Below are 15,992 nucleotides of genomic sequence, written 5' to 3' on the forward strand. Positions count from 1 at the left end.
GTGTTCCTTACCTGAGATGTGGGGGGTGTCGGACATGGAAGTGAACAACAAGAAAACGGGCAGGGCTGGTACGGCCCGCGCCTTGTGGGTGCGGGCCGTACCAGCACCGATGGGGTCAGCCCTTGACGGCGCCCGCGACGAGCCCGGAGACCATCCGCCGCTGCACCAGGAGGAAGAAGACGATGACCGGGATGGTCATCAGCGTGGAGGCGGCCATGATGCCGCCCCAGTCCACCGACCGCTGGCTGACGAAGTAGCGCAGCGCCACGGGCATGGTGAAGCTGCTCTGGTCGCCGATGAGCGTCAGCGCGAAGACGAACTCGTTCCACGCGGTGATGAACGAGAAGATGCTGGTCGCCACCAGCCCGGGGGCCACCAGCGGGAACAACACCCTCCAGAAGGTGGCGAACCGGCTCGCGCCGTCGATCCAGGCGGCCTCCTCCAGCTCCTTGGGCACTGCCGCGACGAAGGTCCGCAGCATCCAGATGGCGAACGGCAGCGTCATGGCGACGTTCACCACGACGAGGCCGAGGAGCTGGTCGTACAGCCCGGCCCGCCTGACCATCAGGAACAGCGGGATGAGCAGCGCCTCGCCGGGGACCATCTGCACGATGAGCAGCAGGATGAGGAACGAGGTGCGTCCGCGGAAGCGGAAGCGGGCCACCGCGGTCGCCGCCAGCAGGGCGAACACCGCGCCGACGAGCACGGTGCCGATGGCGACGATGGAGCTGTTGAGCAGGTAGCGCCAGATGGAGTGGCCCGCGACGCCCTCGGTGAAGACCCGCTTCACGTGTTCGAGCGTGGGATCGGTGGGGAACGGGATGAAGTCCGTCGTGAAGATCTGCTCGCTGCTCTTGAAGGCCGTGCTCACCATCCAGTAGACGGGGAACACCGCGAACAGGAACACCAGGACGGCCATGGTGTTCAGGCCGACCTTGCCGAGCGTCCTGCGCCGCTTGAGACCGCTCTGCGTCCCGGACGCGGGCCGCCGGCGCCGGGGTGCCCGTGTGTCGTAGGTGGTCATCGTACGTCCTCCGTCTTCACGATCTGGCGGACGTAGAAGAAGGTGATGACGAGCAGGATCAGCGTCAGCACCACGGCGATCGCCGCGCCCATGCCCATCTTGGGCGGCGCGCTGAATGCCTGGGTGAAGGCGAACAGCGACAGGTTGAACGCCTCCCGGTTGGACGTGCCGCCCGCCAGCACGAACAGCTGGGTGAAGACCTTGAAGTCCCAGATCACCGAGAGCACCGTCAGCACCGCGAAGACCGGCTTCAACAGCGGGAAGGTGATCCTCCAGAAGATCCGCCAGGCGGAGGCGCCGTCCACCCTGGCGGCCTCGTACAGCTCCTGGGAGATGCTCTTCAGCCCGGCCAGCACCGAGACCGCGATGAACGGGAACGACGCCCAGACCACCGCGATGATCAGCACGACGTAGATGGTGAACGCGTCGTTGAGCCACGGCTCGCCGGTCCAGTCGGAGCGACCGAACAGCAGGGAGGAGAACCAGTCGGGCAGCGCGTTGAGCACCCAGTTGATCACGCCGGATTCGGCGTCGAACAGCCAGCGCCAGATGATCGCGGTGGCGATCTGCGGGGTGGCCCAGGCGGCCATGATGCCGACGATCAGGAAGGTCGACATCTTCTTGCCCAGCTTGTGCAGGAGCAGGCCGACCAGCGTGCCGAGGATCAGGGTGCACGCCACCGTGACGACGGCGAAGACGACGGTGTTGCGGAGCGATGTCCAGAACAGCTCGGACTCGACCAGCTTCTGGTAGTTCTCGACGCCGACGAACTCGGCCGGTACCCCCCGGATCTGCCGCAGTCCCACGTTCTGGAAGGACATGACGACCATCTGGTACAGCGGGTAGAGCAGCAGGCCGGCGATGACGATCAGGCCGGGGACGAGCAGCGTGTAGGGGACGGCCCAGGCGGGCAGACCTCTGGACCCGCGCGGGGGCGTGGTGCCTCGGTGCCCCCGCGCCGGGACGGAGGGGGAGCCCCCGTCCCGGGCGATGGTTGAGGTGTTCGCCATGGTTACTGGTTCAGGATCTCTTCGAGTTCCTTGTTGGCGTCGGTCAGCGCGGTGTCGACGTCCTTCTTACCCTCGATGACCGAGCGGGCCGCGCTCTGCAGGACCGCCTTGGTGTCGTTCGCCTCGGCCCAGTTGGTGTCGTTCGGGAAGCCCTTGGCGACCTTGAAGGTCTCGGCGAACGGCGCCTGCACCGGGTCGGCCGCGTACTCGGCCAGAGCCTCGGGGTAGAGCGGCAGCAGGCCGCCCTCCTTGGCGTAGCGGGTGCCGAACTCCTTGCCGGCGGCGAGCTTGACGTACTCGGCGGACAGCTCGGCGTTCTTGGTGTCCTTCCAGATGGCGATGTCGTTGCCGCCCTGGAAGGCCGGGGCCGGGCCGCTGCCGTCCTTGGCCGGGAGCGAGAAGAAGGCCATCTTCGAGTCGTCGACCTTGCCGCCGCTCTGCTCCTTGATGGTGGTGATGTCCCAGCCGCCGGTCACGTACATGCCGACCTTGCTGTTGGCGAAGCGGGTCGCGATGTCCACCGAGTTCTGGGTGAGGGCGGACTTGCGCGAGACGCCGTGCTTGGTCACCAGGTCGGTGTAGTACTGGAAGCCCTCCTTGAAGCCGGGCTCGGTCAGCTTGCCGACCCACTTGCCGCCCTCGAAGGCGGCGAAGTCGCCACCGGCAGACCAGACGAACGGCGAGAGCGACATGTTGGCGTCGGAACCGCCGTTGAAGGCGAAGCCGTCGACGTCCTTGCCCTTCTCGGCGACGATCTTCTTGCCCGCCGCGACGAGGTCCTCCCAGGTCTTGGGGACCTCGATCTTCAGGTCCTCGAACCAGTCCTTGCGGTAGAGGACGGCGCGGGTGCCACCACCCCACGGGGCGGCGTAGATCTTGCCGTCCACCGTCTCGTAGCCCCACAGGTTCTGCGGGATCTGCTGGAAGTCGGGCGCGCTCTTGACGACGTCGGTGATGTCGGTCAGCGCGTCCTGCGCGACCCAGGCGGCGACCTGGTCGTTGCCGAACTCGGTGACGTCGGGACCCTCGCCGCCGGCGAGGGCGGCGGTCCACTTGGCCTGCGCGTCGGGCCAGGGAACCCACTGGACCTTGACGTCTGCGCCGGTGGTCTCCTTGAACTTGGCGTTCAGGTCGGCCATCAGCTTGTCCTGCTTCTCGTCCGGAGCGCCGAGGCGCCAGACGGTCAGCGTCTGACCTGCGAACTTGGGGCCGGACGCGGCGGGGGCCGTCGCGTCGGAGCCGGCGGCCGGAGCGGCAGGCTCGCTGCTGCCACACGCGGCGAGACCCAGGGCGAGGGCGGCCGTGGTGGCCGTCGTGGTGGCGATTCTCGCGAACTTCACTGGAGTTCTCCCTTTCAGGCTTTCGCCGGGGTTTGCGCTCATCTGTTATAGCCGGGGTCCCCGTGACCCTCTGCACTCACTGGGAGCTGTCGGGACTGCCGCAACCCGCGGCTCCGATCGCTTGCCTGCGGGCTGACTAGGGTTAAACTAACAAGAAACTTTCTTAAAAGAAACGATCGTTAGCGGATCGTGACGGGGAGGACGACCTTGCCCACACGCCCGGGGACCCCCCGGCTGCTGCGCCAGCTCAACGACCGCGCAGCGCTGGAACTCCTACTGTCCAGCGGCCCTCTCACCCGGGCCGAGCTGGGAGAATATACCGGGCTCTCCAAGGTGACCGCCGGTCAGCTGCTTTCCAGACTCCAAGATCGCGGCCTCGTCGCGGTGGTCGGCGAGCAGGCGGGCGGACGCGGACCCAACGCCGCCCTCTACGGGGTGGTGCCCTCCTGCGCGTACGTGGCCGGGCTTGACGTGCTGCCCGGCAGGATCAGCGCCGGGGTCGCCGACATCACCGGCACCCTCGTCGCCGAGGTCGCCGCGGATCCCAGCGGGCACGACGACCCGGTACGGCTCGTGCGGAGCGCGCTCGGCCAGGCGTGCGAGGCGGCGGGCATCGGCGTCGACCGGTTGCGCGCCTTCGTGATCGGCACCCGGGGCGTCGTCGACCCCGGCACCGGTGACGTGCGCTTCTCCTTCGACCTGCCCTCCTGGCACAACGGCGTGCTCGCCGAACTCCGCCGCGACCTCGGCGTCCCGGTGACGATAGAGAACGACGTGAACCTGGCCGCGCTGGCCGAACGCGCGTACGGGGCGGCGCTGGGCGTCGACGACTTCGTGCTCGTCTGGGCGGGGGTCGGACAGGGACTCGGCGTCATGCTGGGCGGACGGCTGCACCGTGGCTTCACCGGCGGCGCGGGCGAGATCGGCTGGCTCCCCGTTCCCGGCGAACCGCTCCCCACCGACGTGAGCGAGCCCCAGTCGGGCTCGTTCCAGCGTCTGGTCGGCGGTGACGCCGTGGCCGGGCTCGCGAGCGCCCACGGCATCGGCTTCACCTCCGGGGCCGACCCCGACGCCGATTCCGTCGGAGAGCACGTCCGTACGGCCGTCGCCCAGGGTGCCGAGGCGTTCCTGGACGAGCTGGCCGGGCGGCTCGCCGTCGGCGTCGCCGCCGTCGCGGTGGTCCTGGACCCCGGGCTCATCGTGCTCAGCGGCGACGTCGGCAGGGCCGGGGGAGACGCGCTCGCCGACAGGGTGCAGGACGCGGTGGCCCGGTTCTGCCCGAGCCGGCCCAGGGTCATGGTCTCCCGGGTCAGGGGGAACCCCGTGCTGCGCGGCGCCCTGGTGTCGGCGCTGCACCAGGCCCGTGAGCAGGTGTTCTCGGACACGGTCTGACGTCTCGCGCGACCTCGTCCACTCTCCGCTCCGCCGTGTGATCCGCTGTCCGGCCCGCTCCCCGGTCCGCCCCCTCGTGGGCGGGTCCGCGCACGGTGGTGCTTGGGGAAGAATTACGGCCATGCGCGACATCGTTCTGATCTCCGATGCCCGAGTCGTCTCGATCCCCGTCGAGGAGTCAGGAGAGCGGTTGGTAGACGTCCGGGGGCGGCTGCGGACGGACGGGCGGCTCGCCGACCCCGCGGGAGCCTTCGCCCACCTCAGGCTCGGGCTGCTCACCCGGCTGGAGGAGGCCCAGGCGCAGCTGCCGGAGGGATACCGGCTGCTGGTGGTGGAGGGGTACCGGCCACCGGCGACGCAGAAGGAGATCTTCGACGGCTACTCGGCGGAGCTCAGGACGCTGTATCCGGAAATGTCGCCCGCAGAGCTGCGAGCCGCGGCGAGCCGCTACGTCTCGCCCGTCGAGATCGCCCCGCACACCGCGGGAGCGGCGGTCGACCTCACCCTGTCCACCGAGGACGGAACCGAGCTCGACATGGGCACCCCGCTCAACGCCACCCCCGAGCAGAGCGACGGCGCCTGCTACACCGACGCCCCCGGGCTGTCCCCCGAGGCCCGCCACCACCGCAAGCTCCTCGGCACCGCCCTGGAGGCGGCAGGACTGGTCAACTACCCCACCGAGTGGTGGCACTGGTCCTACGGCGACCGCTACTGGGCCCTCACCACCGGCTCCCCGGCCGCCCTCTACGGCCCGGTCTCCATCTGACCTCGTACGACAACCGCCGGGCAGCGGTGCCTCGCGGTCACGGGGTGGGCGCCGCCTTCTTCAGGAGGTTCGCGCGCCGGAGCAGGGGACGGTCGCGGGCGGTGCCGATCAGGGTGCCCGCGTGCCCGGTCAGCACGGTGCAGCCGCCCGCGTCGCACAGGTCGGTCCAGCCGGCCGGGGTCGCCACCGGCAGCCGCGTGCGGATCCTGTCATCCGCGTCCGCCACGTACAGCCGGCCGTTCATCGCGGTCAGGGCCACGGCGCCTGAACCGGCCTCGACCAGGCTCCAGGCGGAGGTCTCCGGGTCGAGCAGCCACAGGCCCTCCGCGGCGGCGGCGAACAGTTCGCCGTTCACCATGCCCAGGCCGACCCCGCCACCGGGCCCGTCGGCGAGAGTGATCCAGCCGTGCTCGGGGTCGCGGTAGACGAGCCGGTCGTCGGCGGTGAGACCGTACAGGCCGATCGGGTGGACGGCGGTGGCCTCTCTGGGGGTGGCGAGGGCGACGAGGGCGGGGGCGGTGCCCGCGGGACGCCAGCGCAGGTTCTGGCCCGAGACCTCGCGGGTGAGCAGCGAGCCGTCCGGGGTGGCACCGTACAGCAGGGAGTCGAACACGGTCAGCGCCCGGATCTCGTCCGCGGCGCCGATGGTCTCCCAGCCGTCCGCGCGCACCGAGAGCCGGTCCAGCACGTTGCGGGTGATCCGGTCCACGACCGGGTCGTGCAGGGTGTTGCCCCAGTTCACGGTGGAGGCGGTGAAGACCGTCCCGGCGCCGAGGCCGAAGACGCCCATCGTCGCCATGCCGCCCTGGCCGTACCGGTGCCAGTGGCGCAGGTCGGCGGTGGCGAGGATGACGAAGGACGGCGGGGTGCCGTCGCGTCCGGTGGCCACCGGCACGCCGTCCTCCTCGACGAAGTCGCAGGCGTCCGTCTCGTAGCCGATGGCGCCCTTGCCGAACGTGTCGCCCTCACCCAGCTTGGTGCCCTCGAACACCCAGTGTCCGGGGAAGCGGACGGTGTAGGACTCCTCGTGCATGAGTCGCATGTACGGGCCCCACGTCCCGGCGCCGCGCCGGAAGCTCACCCCGGTCAGGCCGTTCTCGGGGCGGTTCACCGGCGCGCTCGACCACTCGACCGTGGTGAGGGCGGGATCCATCGCGGCCATCGGGTCGGCGACCGCGTCGCGGTAGCAGACCATGGTGCGTCCCTCGTCCTCCAGCCGGAACTGCCACCAGCAGGTGTTGCCGGAGAAGACGGCCATGTTGCCGCCCCGGCGGACGAACTCCTCGACGCTGTCGCGCATCCCCGCCGACCAGTACTCGTCGTGCCCGTTGATCATCAGCAGCCGGTAGCCGGAGAGCAGCTCGCGCCCGGAGTGCAGGTCCAGGGCCGAGCAGTAGTCGGCGTCGTACCCGGCGGGGCCCAGCCAGCGGATCATGCCCTCCTCCCAGCGCTCGGGCGGCGGCCCGCCGCCCGGCCGGTCGAAGGAGACACGGGCGGCGCGGGTCGGCTGCTCGGTCCAGTAGACGGACTCGCCGGGGATGCCCGCCCGGTTGTAGGCCTGCCAGGTCGGGAACGGGATCGACAGCAGGATCGGTGAGCGGGGACGGGCGGCCCGTACGACGAAGTAGACCTCGCTGCGCTCCTCGTCGGCGCTGAAGATCGCCCGGTAGAGCGAGCTGCGCCAGCCGGGGGAGACCTCCAGCGTCCACAGCGGCCCGGTGAACTCCCCGTCGAGTACGGCCAGGTCGGTGGCCACGTCCTCGACCAGCACCGAGCCGCGCAGCGGGGCGCGGGAGGCGCGGGCGAGGTGGAAGCGGAGCGCGCCGCCCTGGAGGCAGGACGTCGACTCGGCGTAGGCGTGGATCGTCAACCGACCGGCTCCAGCACCTCGCGGAACGCGGCCTCGACCAGCAAGGACTCCAGGTCGAGCAGGTAGCGTTCCATGGCGGGGCGGGGGAGACAGCCGGTGTCGGCGGTGAGCGAGACGCCCAACCCGCCGGGCTCGTCGGTCACGTGCAGGCAGAAGCGGCAGTTGAGCCGTTCCTGGCTGAGCGGCCAGGTGAGGGTCGTCTCGTCCAGCGCCCGCCGCACGCTTCGCTCGTCGGGGGAGGCGTCCACCCGGTCGGTGAAGCGCATGTCGTTGAAGCAGCAGTACGGGTGGATCCGCACCCCCCGCTCCCGGCCGGCCCGCTCGGTGAGCCGGTCCCGGTCGTCCGGGTCGTGGTAGGCGGACCGGTAGGCGCGCAGCGCGGCGGGCTTGGCCGCGCGCAGCAGCTCGGTGAAGCCGCCCTCGCGCAGGTCCAGCACGAACAGGCCCTCCTGGGAGAGCGTGGTGACCGCGTTGACGGTGTCGCCGCGGAAGCGGTTGCTCACGATCGGCAGCATCACGCCCAGGTCGTGGCCGGTCACCCTTCCGGCCAGCGCGGACGCGGCGGCGAGCAGGACGGTCGAGGTGGCCGCGCCGCGCACGGCGGCGATCCGCTGTACGGCCAGGTCCATCGCCCGTGAGACCAGCTGTGCCCGCCAGATCGGGGGATCCTCGGGGGCGCCGTCCGTCCGCCGCTCGAACATGGTCGGGGGGATGCGCCGGTACTCGCTCTCCCAGTGTTCCGCGGCCACCGCCGCGACCTTCAGACCGTGCTGCGAGCTCTGCCAGCGGGCCAGCTCCAGCGGTGAGGGCGGGGTCGGGCCTGGTACGGAGCCGCGCAGCATGAGCAGCCGCAGGTCCGTGATCGCCACCTCGGCACCGAGGCCGTCGGCCGCCAGGTGACAGAAGACGAGCACGATGTGGGTGACCTCGTCGCGGTCGACGACGAGCCCGATCCTGAGCGGCCACTCGCCGCCGTAGTCGAACGCGGTCTTCGCCAGCGCGTCCCGCAGCCGCTCGGGGTCGCCCTCCGACACGGTGACCGGGATGGAACCGCCGGCGATGAGCACCTGCCACGGCTCCGCGCCGTCGTTTCCGCGGGAGCCGTCTTCGTAGGGCGTCGTGTCGCTCGCGTGGGCCGCCTTTCCGTACGGTGTCGTACCGCTCGCGTGCGTCGCGTTCCCGTGCGGCGCCTCGCCGAGCCTGGTGCGCAGGGACTCGTGTCGTTCCACCAGGGTGCGCAGCACCTCGGCCGCTCCCGCCACGGTGAGCGGCCTGGCTCTCCTGGGGACGGCGAGTACGCGGCCGAAGTTGAAGTAGTGGTCGTCCGGTGCCGTCTTTCGGATCGTGTCCCAGATGGCCCGCTGCCCCCAGGTCAGCGGTGCCATCCCCGAGCGGCTCCCCGAGAACCGGATGTCCATGTGTCTCCCCCGTTCGGAGATGGGTTCAGGAACGCGCGCGTCGCGCCTCGTTGATGTGGCGTTCCAGCGCGTCGAGGTCGTCGAGCAGGTCGAACCCGTCGCCGGACAGGTCGATCTCGACCCCGAACTCGGTTTCCACCGCGTCGATCAGCCGCATCTGCGCCAGGGAGGTGACCCCCAGCGCGGACAGCGGGACCGTGGCGGCGAGTGCCTCCCCGGCCGTGACCGCTCCGTCGGACGCCGAGGCGACCATCGCCGCCAGCCGTTCCCTAACCATTGCGAGCCCCTCTCCTGCGGTCTCCGGCGCCGCTCGCCGGGATCCGGATCCAGCCGTCGAATATTTCCGGACTTTTCATGAACTTCTCGCGCTGAGCGGGCGCAGGTCGGTCCAGACGCGGTCGATGTGGGCGAGGCACTCCTCCTTGGTACCGGAGACGCCCTCCTCTCGCCAGCCGTCGGGAAGGTCCCGGCCGTCCGGCCAGATCGAGTACTGCTCCTCGTGGTTGACCACGACGCGGTGACCCATCTCAGCTCCCGTTTTCCATGAGGCGCTCGGCCTCCTCGTCGGACATTTCAGCCAGCTCGGCGACGAGCAGCTCCTCCACCGCCGCCGCGAGGTCGGCCACGGTGCTTCTGGCGAACAGGGTGCGGATCGGCACCTCCACCTCGACGGCGGCGCGGAGTCTGGCGACGGCGCGGGTGGCGAGCAGCGAGTGTCCGCCCAGCGCGAAGAAGTCGTCGAAGGCGCCGACCTCCTCGACGCCCAGCACCTCGCCGAAGATCTCGGCCACCAGTTCCTCGGCGTCACCGCGCGGGGCGGTCCTCGTCCGGGAGCCGGCCTCGGGCGCGGGCAGTGCGGCCCGGTCGAGCTTGCCGTTCGCGGTCAGCGGCAGAACGGCGAGACTCACCCAGGCGGCCGGGACCATGTAGGCGGGCAACGTCGCCGCCAGGTATCCGGCCAGCTCGTCTCCCGTGGCCGTGCCGACGACGTAGCCGACCAGCGTCTCCCCGCGGACCGCCACCGCGGCCTGGCCGACGCCCGGGTGGGCGAGCAGCCGCGCCTCGACCTCGCCGAGTTCGATCCGGAAGCCGCGTACCTTGACCTGGTCGTCGAGGCGACCCAGGAACTCCAGCCGCCCGTCGGACCGCCAACGCGCCAGGTCGCCGGTCCGGTAGATCCGCTCTCCGCCGAGGGCGCCGGGAACGCCGGGATCACCGGGGGCGCCGAGGGTGGGGAAGCGCTCGGCCGTGAGGTCCGGCCTGCCCAGGTAGCCGACGGCCACCCCGGCCCCGCCGACGCACAGCTCACCCGGCGCTCCCGGCGGCACGGCCTCGCCGGAGCCGTCCAGAAGCAGGACCGAGGTGTCGGCGATCGGGACGCCGATGGGCGGGCGTCCGGGGGAGCCGTCCAGTTCGGCGGCGGTGGCGATGATCGTCGCCTCGGTCGGGCCGTAGGTGTTGACCAGCCGCACCCTGTCGCCGAAGCGTTCCCGCCAGCGGGTCACGGCCGCCTCGTGCACCTGCTCGCCGCCGAGGATCACCAGACGCAGGGTCGGCGGCCAGGAGATCTCACCGATGTCGTCGACCAGCGCGTGCCAGTACGCCGTGGGCAGGTCGAGCACGGTGACCTGGTCGAGGTGGTCGGGCAGGGTGACGCCGCCCTCGGGCAGCAACTCCAGCCGGGCCCCGGCGGCCAGCGCCGGGTAGATCTCCTCGGCGTGGGTGTCGAAGCTCAGCGAGGCGAACTGGACGACCCGGTCTTCGGGGCCCAGCTCGTACGCCTCGCGCATCCACGCGACGCGGGCGGCCAGGTTGTGGTGCGAGACCACGACCCCCTTGGGCGTTCCCGTGGACCCGGAGGTGTAGATCACGTAAGCGGCCGAGCCGGGCGCGGGGACGCTCGTCGGGACGTTGCCCAGGGCAGGAGGGCGCTCGTTCGTGTGCGCGCGTGGCGTTCCCTGAGGCAGGCGATCGCCCAGATCCGCCGAGGTGAGGACGAGGGAGGCGGCGCTGTCGTCCAACATGAAGGCGAGCCGCTCGGCGGGATGGTCCGGATCGAGCGGCAGGTAGGCCGCCCCCGCCCGCCAGACGGCGAGCAGGGCCGCGACGGCATCGGACGACCTGTCCAGGCAGACGCCGACCACGTCGCCGGGCACGACCCCCCGCCCCCGCAGCAGCGCCGCGAGCTCGTCCGCGCGGGCGTCCAGGTCGGCGTAGCCGAGCGTGGTGCCCCTGCATCCGATCGCCGTCGCGCCCGGCGTGTCCCGTACGGTCGCCGCGAACAGGTCGGGCACCGGGAGCGCGGGTGATCGCGCGGGTCCCCGCGAGAGGCGCCGCAGCAGGGCGTCGTCGTCCCCGGTGCGCAGCGGCAGCTCGGAGACCCGGTCGCCGGACGCCTCCGGCAGCGCGGTGAGCAGCAGGCGGAACCGCGCGGCCATCGCCTCGATCGTGGACCGGTCGAACAGTTCGGCGTCGTAGACGAAGTTGAGCGTGAGCTCGTGCTCGTCCTGCCAGGCCTCCAGCATCAGTTCGAGCTTGGCCTGCCGCATGCCGTGCTCGAACCCCGTCGTGGTCAGCCCCGCGAAGGCGTCGCGGGGCCGGCCGACGTCCTGCGTGTGCAGGATGAGCATGGTCTGGAACAGCGGCGTTCGGGTGAGGTCGCGCTCGACCCTCAGGGCCGCCACCAGCTCCTCGAACGGCACGCCCTGGTGGGAGAAGGCGTCCAGGACGCCGATCTGGGTCTCGCGGAGCAGCTGGGCGAAGGTGGGGTCGCCCGACAGGTCGCCGCGCATGACCAGGGTGTCGCTGAGGTAGCCGACGACCGGTTCGAGCTGGACCCGGTCCCGGCCCGCGGTGGCCGTACCGACCAGGATGTCACTGTGCCCGGTGTGCCGCGACAGCAGGACCTGGTAGGCGGCGAGCAGGACCATGAACATGGTCGCGCCGTGCTCCCTGCCCAGCCGGGCGAGGGCGGCGGCCTCCGCCGCGTCCAGCCGGACGTGCGCCACGTCGCCGCGCCTGGCGGCACCCGCGGTACGCGGCCGGTCGACCGGCAGGTCCAGCGGGGTGGGGTCGGCGAGCCTGTCCCGCCAGTAGCCGAGCAGGTCGCCGAGGTCGCGTCCGCGCTGCCAGAGGGCGACGTCGCCGAACTGGAGCGGGACCGGCGGCAGGGCGGTGGCGCCGGAGTACAGGCGCGACACCTCGTCGAAGATGAGGTTGAGCGACCAGCCGTCGCCGAGGATGTGGTGCAGCACGACGCACAGGACGTGGTCGTCCTCGGCGATCCTGATCAGGGTGACCCGCAGCGGCGGCCTGGCGCCCAGCTCGAAGGGCGCGTTGGTCAGGGTCGCGACCAGCTCCAACGCCCCGGCCTCGCCCACCGCGTCCGTCTCCTCGACAGCCACCGGCCCCGGCGGGTCGACGACCACGACCGGCACCCCGTCCACCTCGGGAAAGCGGGTGCGCAGGCTCTCGTGCCTCGCGACCGTCCCGGTGAGGGCGTCGGCGAGCGCGTTCCGGTCCAGCGGCCCGCGCAGCCGCCTGACCAGGCACATGTTGTACGACGCGTCATCGGGGTCGAGCCGGTTGAGGAACCAGAGCCGCTCCTGGCCGAAGGAGAGCGGCGGGACGGTTCCCTCCGGCCGAGGTCGCGGCCCGTCGCTCTTGTCACCGGACGCGGTGGCGATCAGTTCTGCCACGGACGCGGTGGCGATCAGTTCTGCCACGGACGCGGTGGCGATCAGTTCTGCCACGGACGCGGTGGCGATCAGGTCCGCCAGCGCGGCGACCGTCGGCCGCAGGAACACCTCCCGGACGGGCACTTCCATCCCTGACAGCGCTGTCAGCCGCGCGGTGACCATGGTGGCCAGCAGCGAGTGGCCGCCGAGGGTGAAGAAGTCGTCGTACGCCCCGACCTCCGCGGTCCCGAGCACCTCGGCGAAGACCTGCGCGACCATCCGTTCGCCCGGGGTGCGGGGGGCGATGGCGTCCGGCGAGGGCGCGGCGTCCACGTCGGGGAGCGCGTTGCGGTCGACCTTCCCGTTGGGGGTGAGCGGCAGCGTCTCCACCTCGACGAACACGCTGGGCACCATGTAGCCGGGCAGCTCGCGCGCGGCGTGCTCCCGAAGCCCGCCGAGCGCTCCCACGCTCTGCGCGCGGCCCGTTTCCGTGCCGTCCGTGCCGTCCGTGCCGTCCGTTCCCACGTGACCTGCTCCGGACCCGCCCGTTCGTGCACGACCCGTTTCCGCGCCGCCCGTTTCCGACTCGGAGAGGGCGGCGGGTACGGCGAAGGCGACCAGGCGGTCTCCGCGCACCACGACGACCGCCTGCCGCACGCCGGGGCAGGCGTCGAGCACGGCCTCGATCTCGCCCAGCTCGATACGGTGACCCCGCAGCTTGACCTGGTTGTCGGTCCGGCCGAGAAACTCCAGGGTGCCGTCGTTACGCAGGCGGACGCGGTCTCCCGTTCGATAGTGCCGCGAACCGCCGGGGCCGGGAACGAAGCGCTCCGCGGTCAGGGCGGGACGGCCGAGGTAACCGGTCGCGACCCCCTCGCCGCCGATGAGCAGCTCTCCGGCCACTCCGATCGGGCACGGCCCGCCGCCGGGGTCGACGACGTGGACGACGGTGTTGGCGATCGGGCGGCCGATGACGATCTCGCCGGGGTCCTCGGGGATGTCCCAGGCCGTGGACCAGATGGTGGTCTCGGTCGGCCCGTAGACGTTGACGAGCCGGTCGACCCGGGGACGCAGCTCGCGGGCGAGCCGGGGGGCGAGCGGCTCGCCGCCGGTCAGGCCCACCACGCGCGGCAGGTCCCCGGTGAGCAGGACGCGCCATCCCGAGGGCGTCGCCTGGACGTGGGTCACGCCCTCGTCCCTCACGAGCCGGGCGAGCCGCACCCCGTCGCGGGCCGTCTCCGCGTCGGCGACGACCACCCGTCCTCCCGTCACCAGCGGCAGGTAGAGCTCCAGGGCGGAGATGTCGAACGACAGCGAGGTCAGTGCGAGCCACACGTCCTGCGGCGAGGACCGTACCAGGTCACGCATGGCCAGCAGGAAGTTGGTCAGTGCGCGGTGGGGTACCACGACGCCTTTCGGCCGGCCGGTGGATCCCGAGGTGTAGAGCACGTACGCGGTGTCGTCGGGAAGCGGCCGGGCGGGTGCCGCGGGAACCACCGTGCCGGTCGCCTCGCCTGTCACCGGGGGGAGGTCGTCGAGGCCGGTCAGGACGAGCGCCGCCGCGGAGTCCTCGATCACGTAGGAGACGCGGGCCTCGGGGTAGTCGGGGTCGACGGGAAGGTAGGCCGCGCCGCTCATCGCCACGCCCAGCAGGGCGACGAGCATGTCGGCGCCGCGCTCCATCCGGACCGCGACGAGCGAGCCGCGGCCGATCCCGGCCGCGCTCAGCCGCCCGGCCAGCTCGGCCGCCCGCCCGGCCAGCTCCGCGTACGTCAGTTCCCGCGCGCCGGTTCCGTCCACCGGCGCGCCCTCGCTCACCGGTTCGTCCGCGGTGACCGGGGTGGTCCCGGCCGGCGTCGCGGTGGGGGCGGGCGTGGCGCGTACCGCGACCGCGTCGGGGGTCGCCGCGACCTGTTCGAGCAGCAGGTCGACGAGTGTGACCTCCGGCAGTTCGGCCGCGGTGTCGTTCCACTCCTCCAGCAGGTCGAGCTCGGCGTCCGGCAGCATCCGCAGCGAGCTCACCGGAGCTCCGGGATCCGCCACGACGGCCGTGAGCAGCTCCTGGAAGCGGGCGATGGTCCGTTCCACGGTCTCGCGGTCGAACAGGTCGGTGCTGTAGATGGCGGTGCCGTTCAGGGCGCCGTCCTCGCCGCGGTAGAGGTCCACCGAGAGGTCGAGCCGGGCGCGGGCCCAGCCGTTGGGGAAGTACGTGGCGTCGAGGCCGGGCAGCGGCTCGTCCGGCTCGCCGTGGGTGTGGAAGGCGAACAGGGTCTGGAACAGGGGAGTGCGGCTCAGGTCCCGTTCCACGTCGAGATCGGCCACGAGGCGCTCGAAGGGGACGTCCTGCCGCGAGAGCCCGTCCAGCACGACCCTGCGAGTGCGCCTGAGCAGCTCTTCGAAGGTGGGGTCGCCGGAGACGTCGCAGCGCAGGGCGAGGGTGGTGGAGAGGAAACCGATCATGGTCTCCAGTTCGGTGCTGCCGCGACCGGCCGAGGGGGTGCCCACGCAGAAGTCGCTCTGGCCGGTGTGCCGGTGCATCAGGACCTGGTAGGCGGAGAGCAGCACCATGAACGGTGTGCACCGGGCGCGGCGGGCGAGGCCGCCGATCGAGGCGGCCACGTCGGGGGCGATCCGGAAGTCGACCTGGGCGCCCGCGCCGGTCCGCCGGGCCGGACGCGGGCGATCCGCGGGGAGCTCCAGGGGAGGCACCCCGGCCAGCCGCTCGGTCCACCAGCGCAGTTCGGAGTCCTCGGGACGTTGGGCGCGCGCGTACTCGCCGTACTGCAGGGGCAGCTCGGGCAGCGGGGCGCTGCCCCGGCTCCCGTAGTGGGTGGCGACCTCGGAGCGGAGCACGCTCAGCGACCAGCCGTCGCCGTTGATGTGGTGCAGGACGACACAGAGCACGTGGTCGGCGGGTCCGAGTTCGATCAGCGAGACGCGGAACGGCGGCGCGGCGGCCAGGTCGAAGGCCGTGTTGGTGAGCGTCGAGACCAGGGCCGCGGCTTCCTGCTCGCCGGTGACGGTGAGCCGCTCGACCGTCACCGGCGACGGCGGCTCGACGATCGCGACGGCCTCCCCGGCCACTTCACGGAACCGGGTCCTCAGGCTCTCGTGCCGTGCCGCCACGGCAGTGAAGGCGGCCGCCAAAGCGATCTTGTCAAGGTGACCTTTCAACCTGTAAACATAGGATGTGTTGTAGGCCGAGTCGCTGGGATCGAGTTGGTGGAGAAACCAAAGCCGCTGCTGACCGTACGACAGGGGGTATTCCATCCCTGTTTGACCGGTTGGAACGGTCTTCGGTGGGAACACAAAGGGCTCCTTTGTCGGCCACGGGCCCGTTAGTTCACGCAATCGCGTTGGAGGTTGGTACGCAAAAGACCCACTCTGTGCCTATTTGACCAGTTAAGTGGGCATCGGGAAAGGTCTCTTTCTGGAAAGAAACCTTTCAGTTAGCTCCGCGGTCGTCAGTGTTACACCTTCGCCCTAAGGGCGCAA

The 15,992-nt window shown here is 71.3% G+C and carries 10 protein-coding genes; 2 read left to right on the top strand and 8 right to left on the bottom strand.

Features of this window, described 5'->3' with window-relative positions; translation table 11 throughout:
- Positions 1-115: 115 nt before the first annotated feature.
- The 3 genes from ABZ664_RS00605 to ABZ664_RS00615 are packed head-to-tail and all read right to left on the bottom strand — an operon-like array spanning position 116 to position 3,374.
- The gene (locus tag ABZ664_RS00605; RefSeq protein ID WP_362501199.1) at positions 116-1,024 is read right to left on the bottom strand and encodes a carbohydrate ABC transporter permease; all 909 of its coding nucleotides are present in this window, start codon (positions 1,022-1,024) and stop codon (positions 116-118) included.
- Positions 1,021-2,034 carry a sugar ABC transporter permease gene (locus tag ABZ664_RS00610; RefSeq protein ID WP_362501201.1) on the bottom strand — a complete coding sequence of 338 codons (1,014 nt, stop codon included), beginning with the start codon at positions 2,032-2,034 and terminating at the stop codon, positions 1,021-1,023. The genes ABZ664_RS00605 and ABZ664_RS00610 overlap by 4 nt, the downstream gene beginning before the upstream one ends.
- Before the next feature lie 2 nt (positions 2,035-2,036).
- Positions 2,037-3,374, bottom strand: a complete 1,338-nt coding sequence (locus tag ABZ664_RS00615) for an extracellular solute-binding protein (protein ID WP_362501203.1) — start codon at positions 3,372-3,374, stop codon at positions 2,037-2,039.
- Positions 3,375-3,581: 207 nt separating this feature from the next.
- Between ABZ664_RS00615 and ABZ664_RS00620 the strand changes: the two genes are divergently transcribed.
- Together ABZ664_RS00620 and ABZ664_RS00625 are read left to right on the top strand one after the other, a co-directional pair.
- Positions 3,582-4,766 (top strand): ROK family transcriptional regulator, encoded by a 1,185-nt coding sequence (locus tag ABZ664_RS00620; RefSeq protein ID WP_362501205.1) that lies wholly within the window; start codon positions 3,582-3,584, stop codon positions 4,764-4,766.
- 121 nt (positions 4,767-4,887) lie between these two features.
- Positions 4,888-5,532 (top strand): M15 family metallopeptidase, encoded by a 645-nt coding sequence (locus tag ABZ664_RS00625; protein ID WP_362501207.1) that lies wholly within the window; start codon positions 4,888-4,890, stop codon positions 5,530-5,532.
- 37 nt (positions 5,533-5,569) lie between these two features.
- On the opposite strand, the gene ABZ664_RS00630 is transcribed toward ABZ664_RS00625, so the two are convergent.
- From ABZ664_RS00630 to ABZ664_RS00650, 5 genes are all read right to left on the bottom strand, one after another.
- Complete coding sequence (locus ABZ664_RS00630; protein ID WP_362501209.1) at positions 5,570-7,402, bottom strand: N,N-dimethylformamidase beta subunit family domain-containing protein; 1,833 nt, start codon at positions 7,400-7,402, stop codon at positions 5,570-5,572.
- Positions 7,399-8,820, bottom strand: a complete 1,422-nt coding sequence (locus tag ABZ664_RS00635) for a hypothetical protein (RefSeq protein ID WP_362501211.1) — start codon at positions 8,818-8,820, stop codon at positions 7,399-7,401. The genes ABZ664_RS00630 and ABZ664_RS00635 overlap by 4 nt, the downstream gene beginning before the upstream one ends.
- A 25-nt stretch (positions 8,821-8,845) precedes the next feature.
- The gene (locus tag ABZ664_RS00640; protein ID WP_362501213.1) at positions 8,846-9,097 is read right to left on the bottom strand and encodes an acyl carrier protein; all 252 of its coding nucleotides are present in this window, start codon (positions 9,095-9,097) and stop codon (positions 8,846-8,848) included.
- Between the two features lie 75 nt (positions 9,098-9,172).
- Positions 9,173-9,346, bottom strand: coding sequence for an MbtH family protein (locus ABZ664_RS00645; RefSeq protein WP_362501215.1), 174 nt, complete (start codon positions 9,344-9,346; stop codon positions 9,173-9,175).
- Position 9,347: 1 nt separating this feature from the next.
- On the bottom strand, positions 9,348-15,767 hold the full coding sequence (locus tag ABZ664_RS00650; protein ID WP_362501217.1) for an amino acid adenylation domain-containing protein: 6,420 nt from the start codon (positions 15,765-15,767) through the stop codon (positions 9,348-9,350).
- Positions 15,768-15,992: the final 225 nt, after the last annotated feature.

The organism is Streptosporangium sp. NPDC006930, assembly GCF_040635605.1.
Classification (GTDB): Bacteria; Actinomycetota; Actinomycetes; order Streptosporangiales; family Streptosporangiaceae; genus Streptosporangium.

Excerpts from the sequence above, each read along its gene's own strand:
- ABZ664_RS00640 (WP_362501213.1), bottom strand. The coding sequence starts at position 9,097 with ATGGTTAGGGAACGGCTGGCGGCGATGGTCGCCTCGGCGTCCGACGGA.
- ABZ664_RS00635 (WP_362501211.1), bottom strand. The coding sequence starts at position 8,820 with ATGGACATCCGGTTCTCGGGGAGCCGCTCGGGGATGGCACCGCTGACC.
- ABZ664_RS00625 (WP_362501207.1), top strand. The coding sequence starts at position 4,888 with ATGCGCGACATCGTTCTGATCTCCGATGCCCGAGTCGTCTCGATCCCC.
- ABZ664_RS00650 (WP_362501217.1), bottom strand. The coding sequence starts at position 15,767 with ATGGAATACCCCCTGTCGTACGGTCAGCAGCGGCTTTGGTTTCTCCAC.
- ABZ664_RS00645 (WP_362501215.1), bottom strand. The coding sequence starts at position 9,346 with ATGGGTCACCGCGTCGTGGTCAACCACGAGGAGCAGTACTCGATCTGG.
- ABZ664_RS00605 (WP_362501199.1), bottom strand. The coding sequence starts at position 1,024 with ATGACCACCTACGACACACGGGCACCCCGGCGCCGGCGGCCCGCGTCC.
- ABZ664_RS00610 (WP_362501201.1), bottom strand. The coding sequence starts at position 2,034 with ATGGCGAACACCTCAACCATCGCCCGGGACGGGGGCTCCCCCTCCGTC.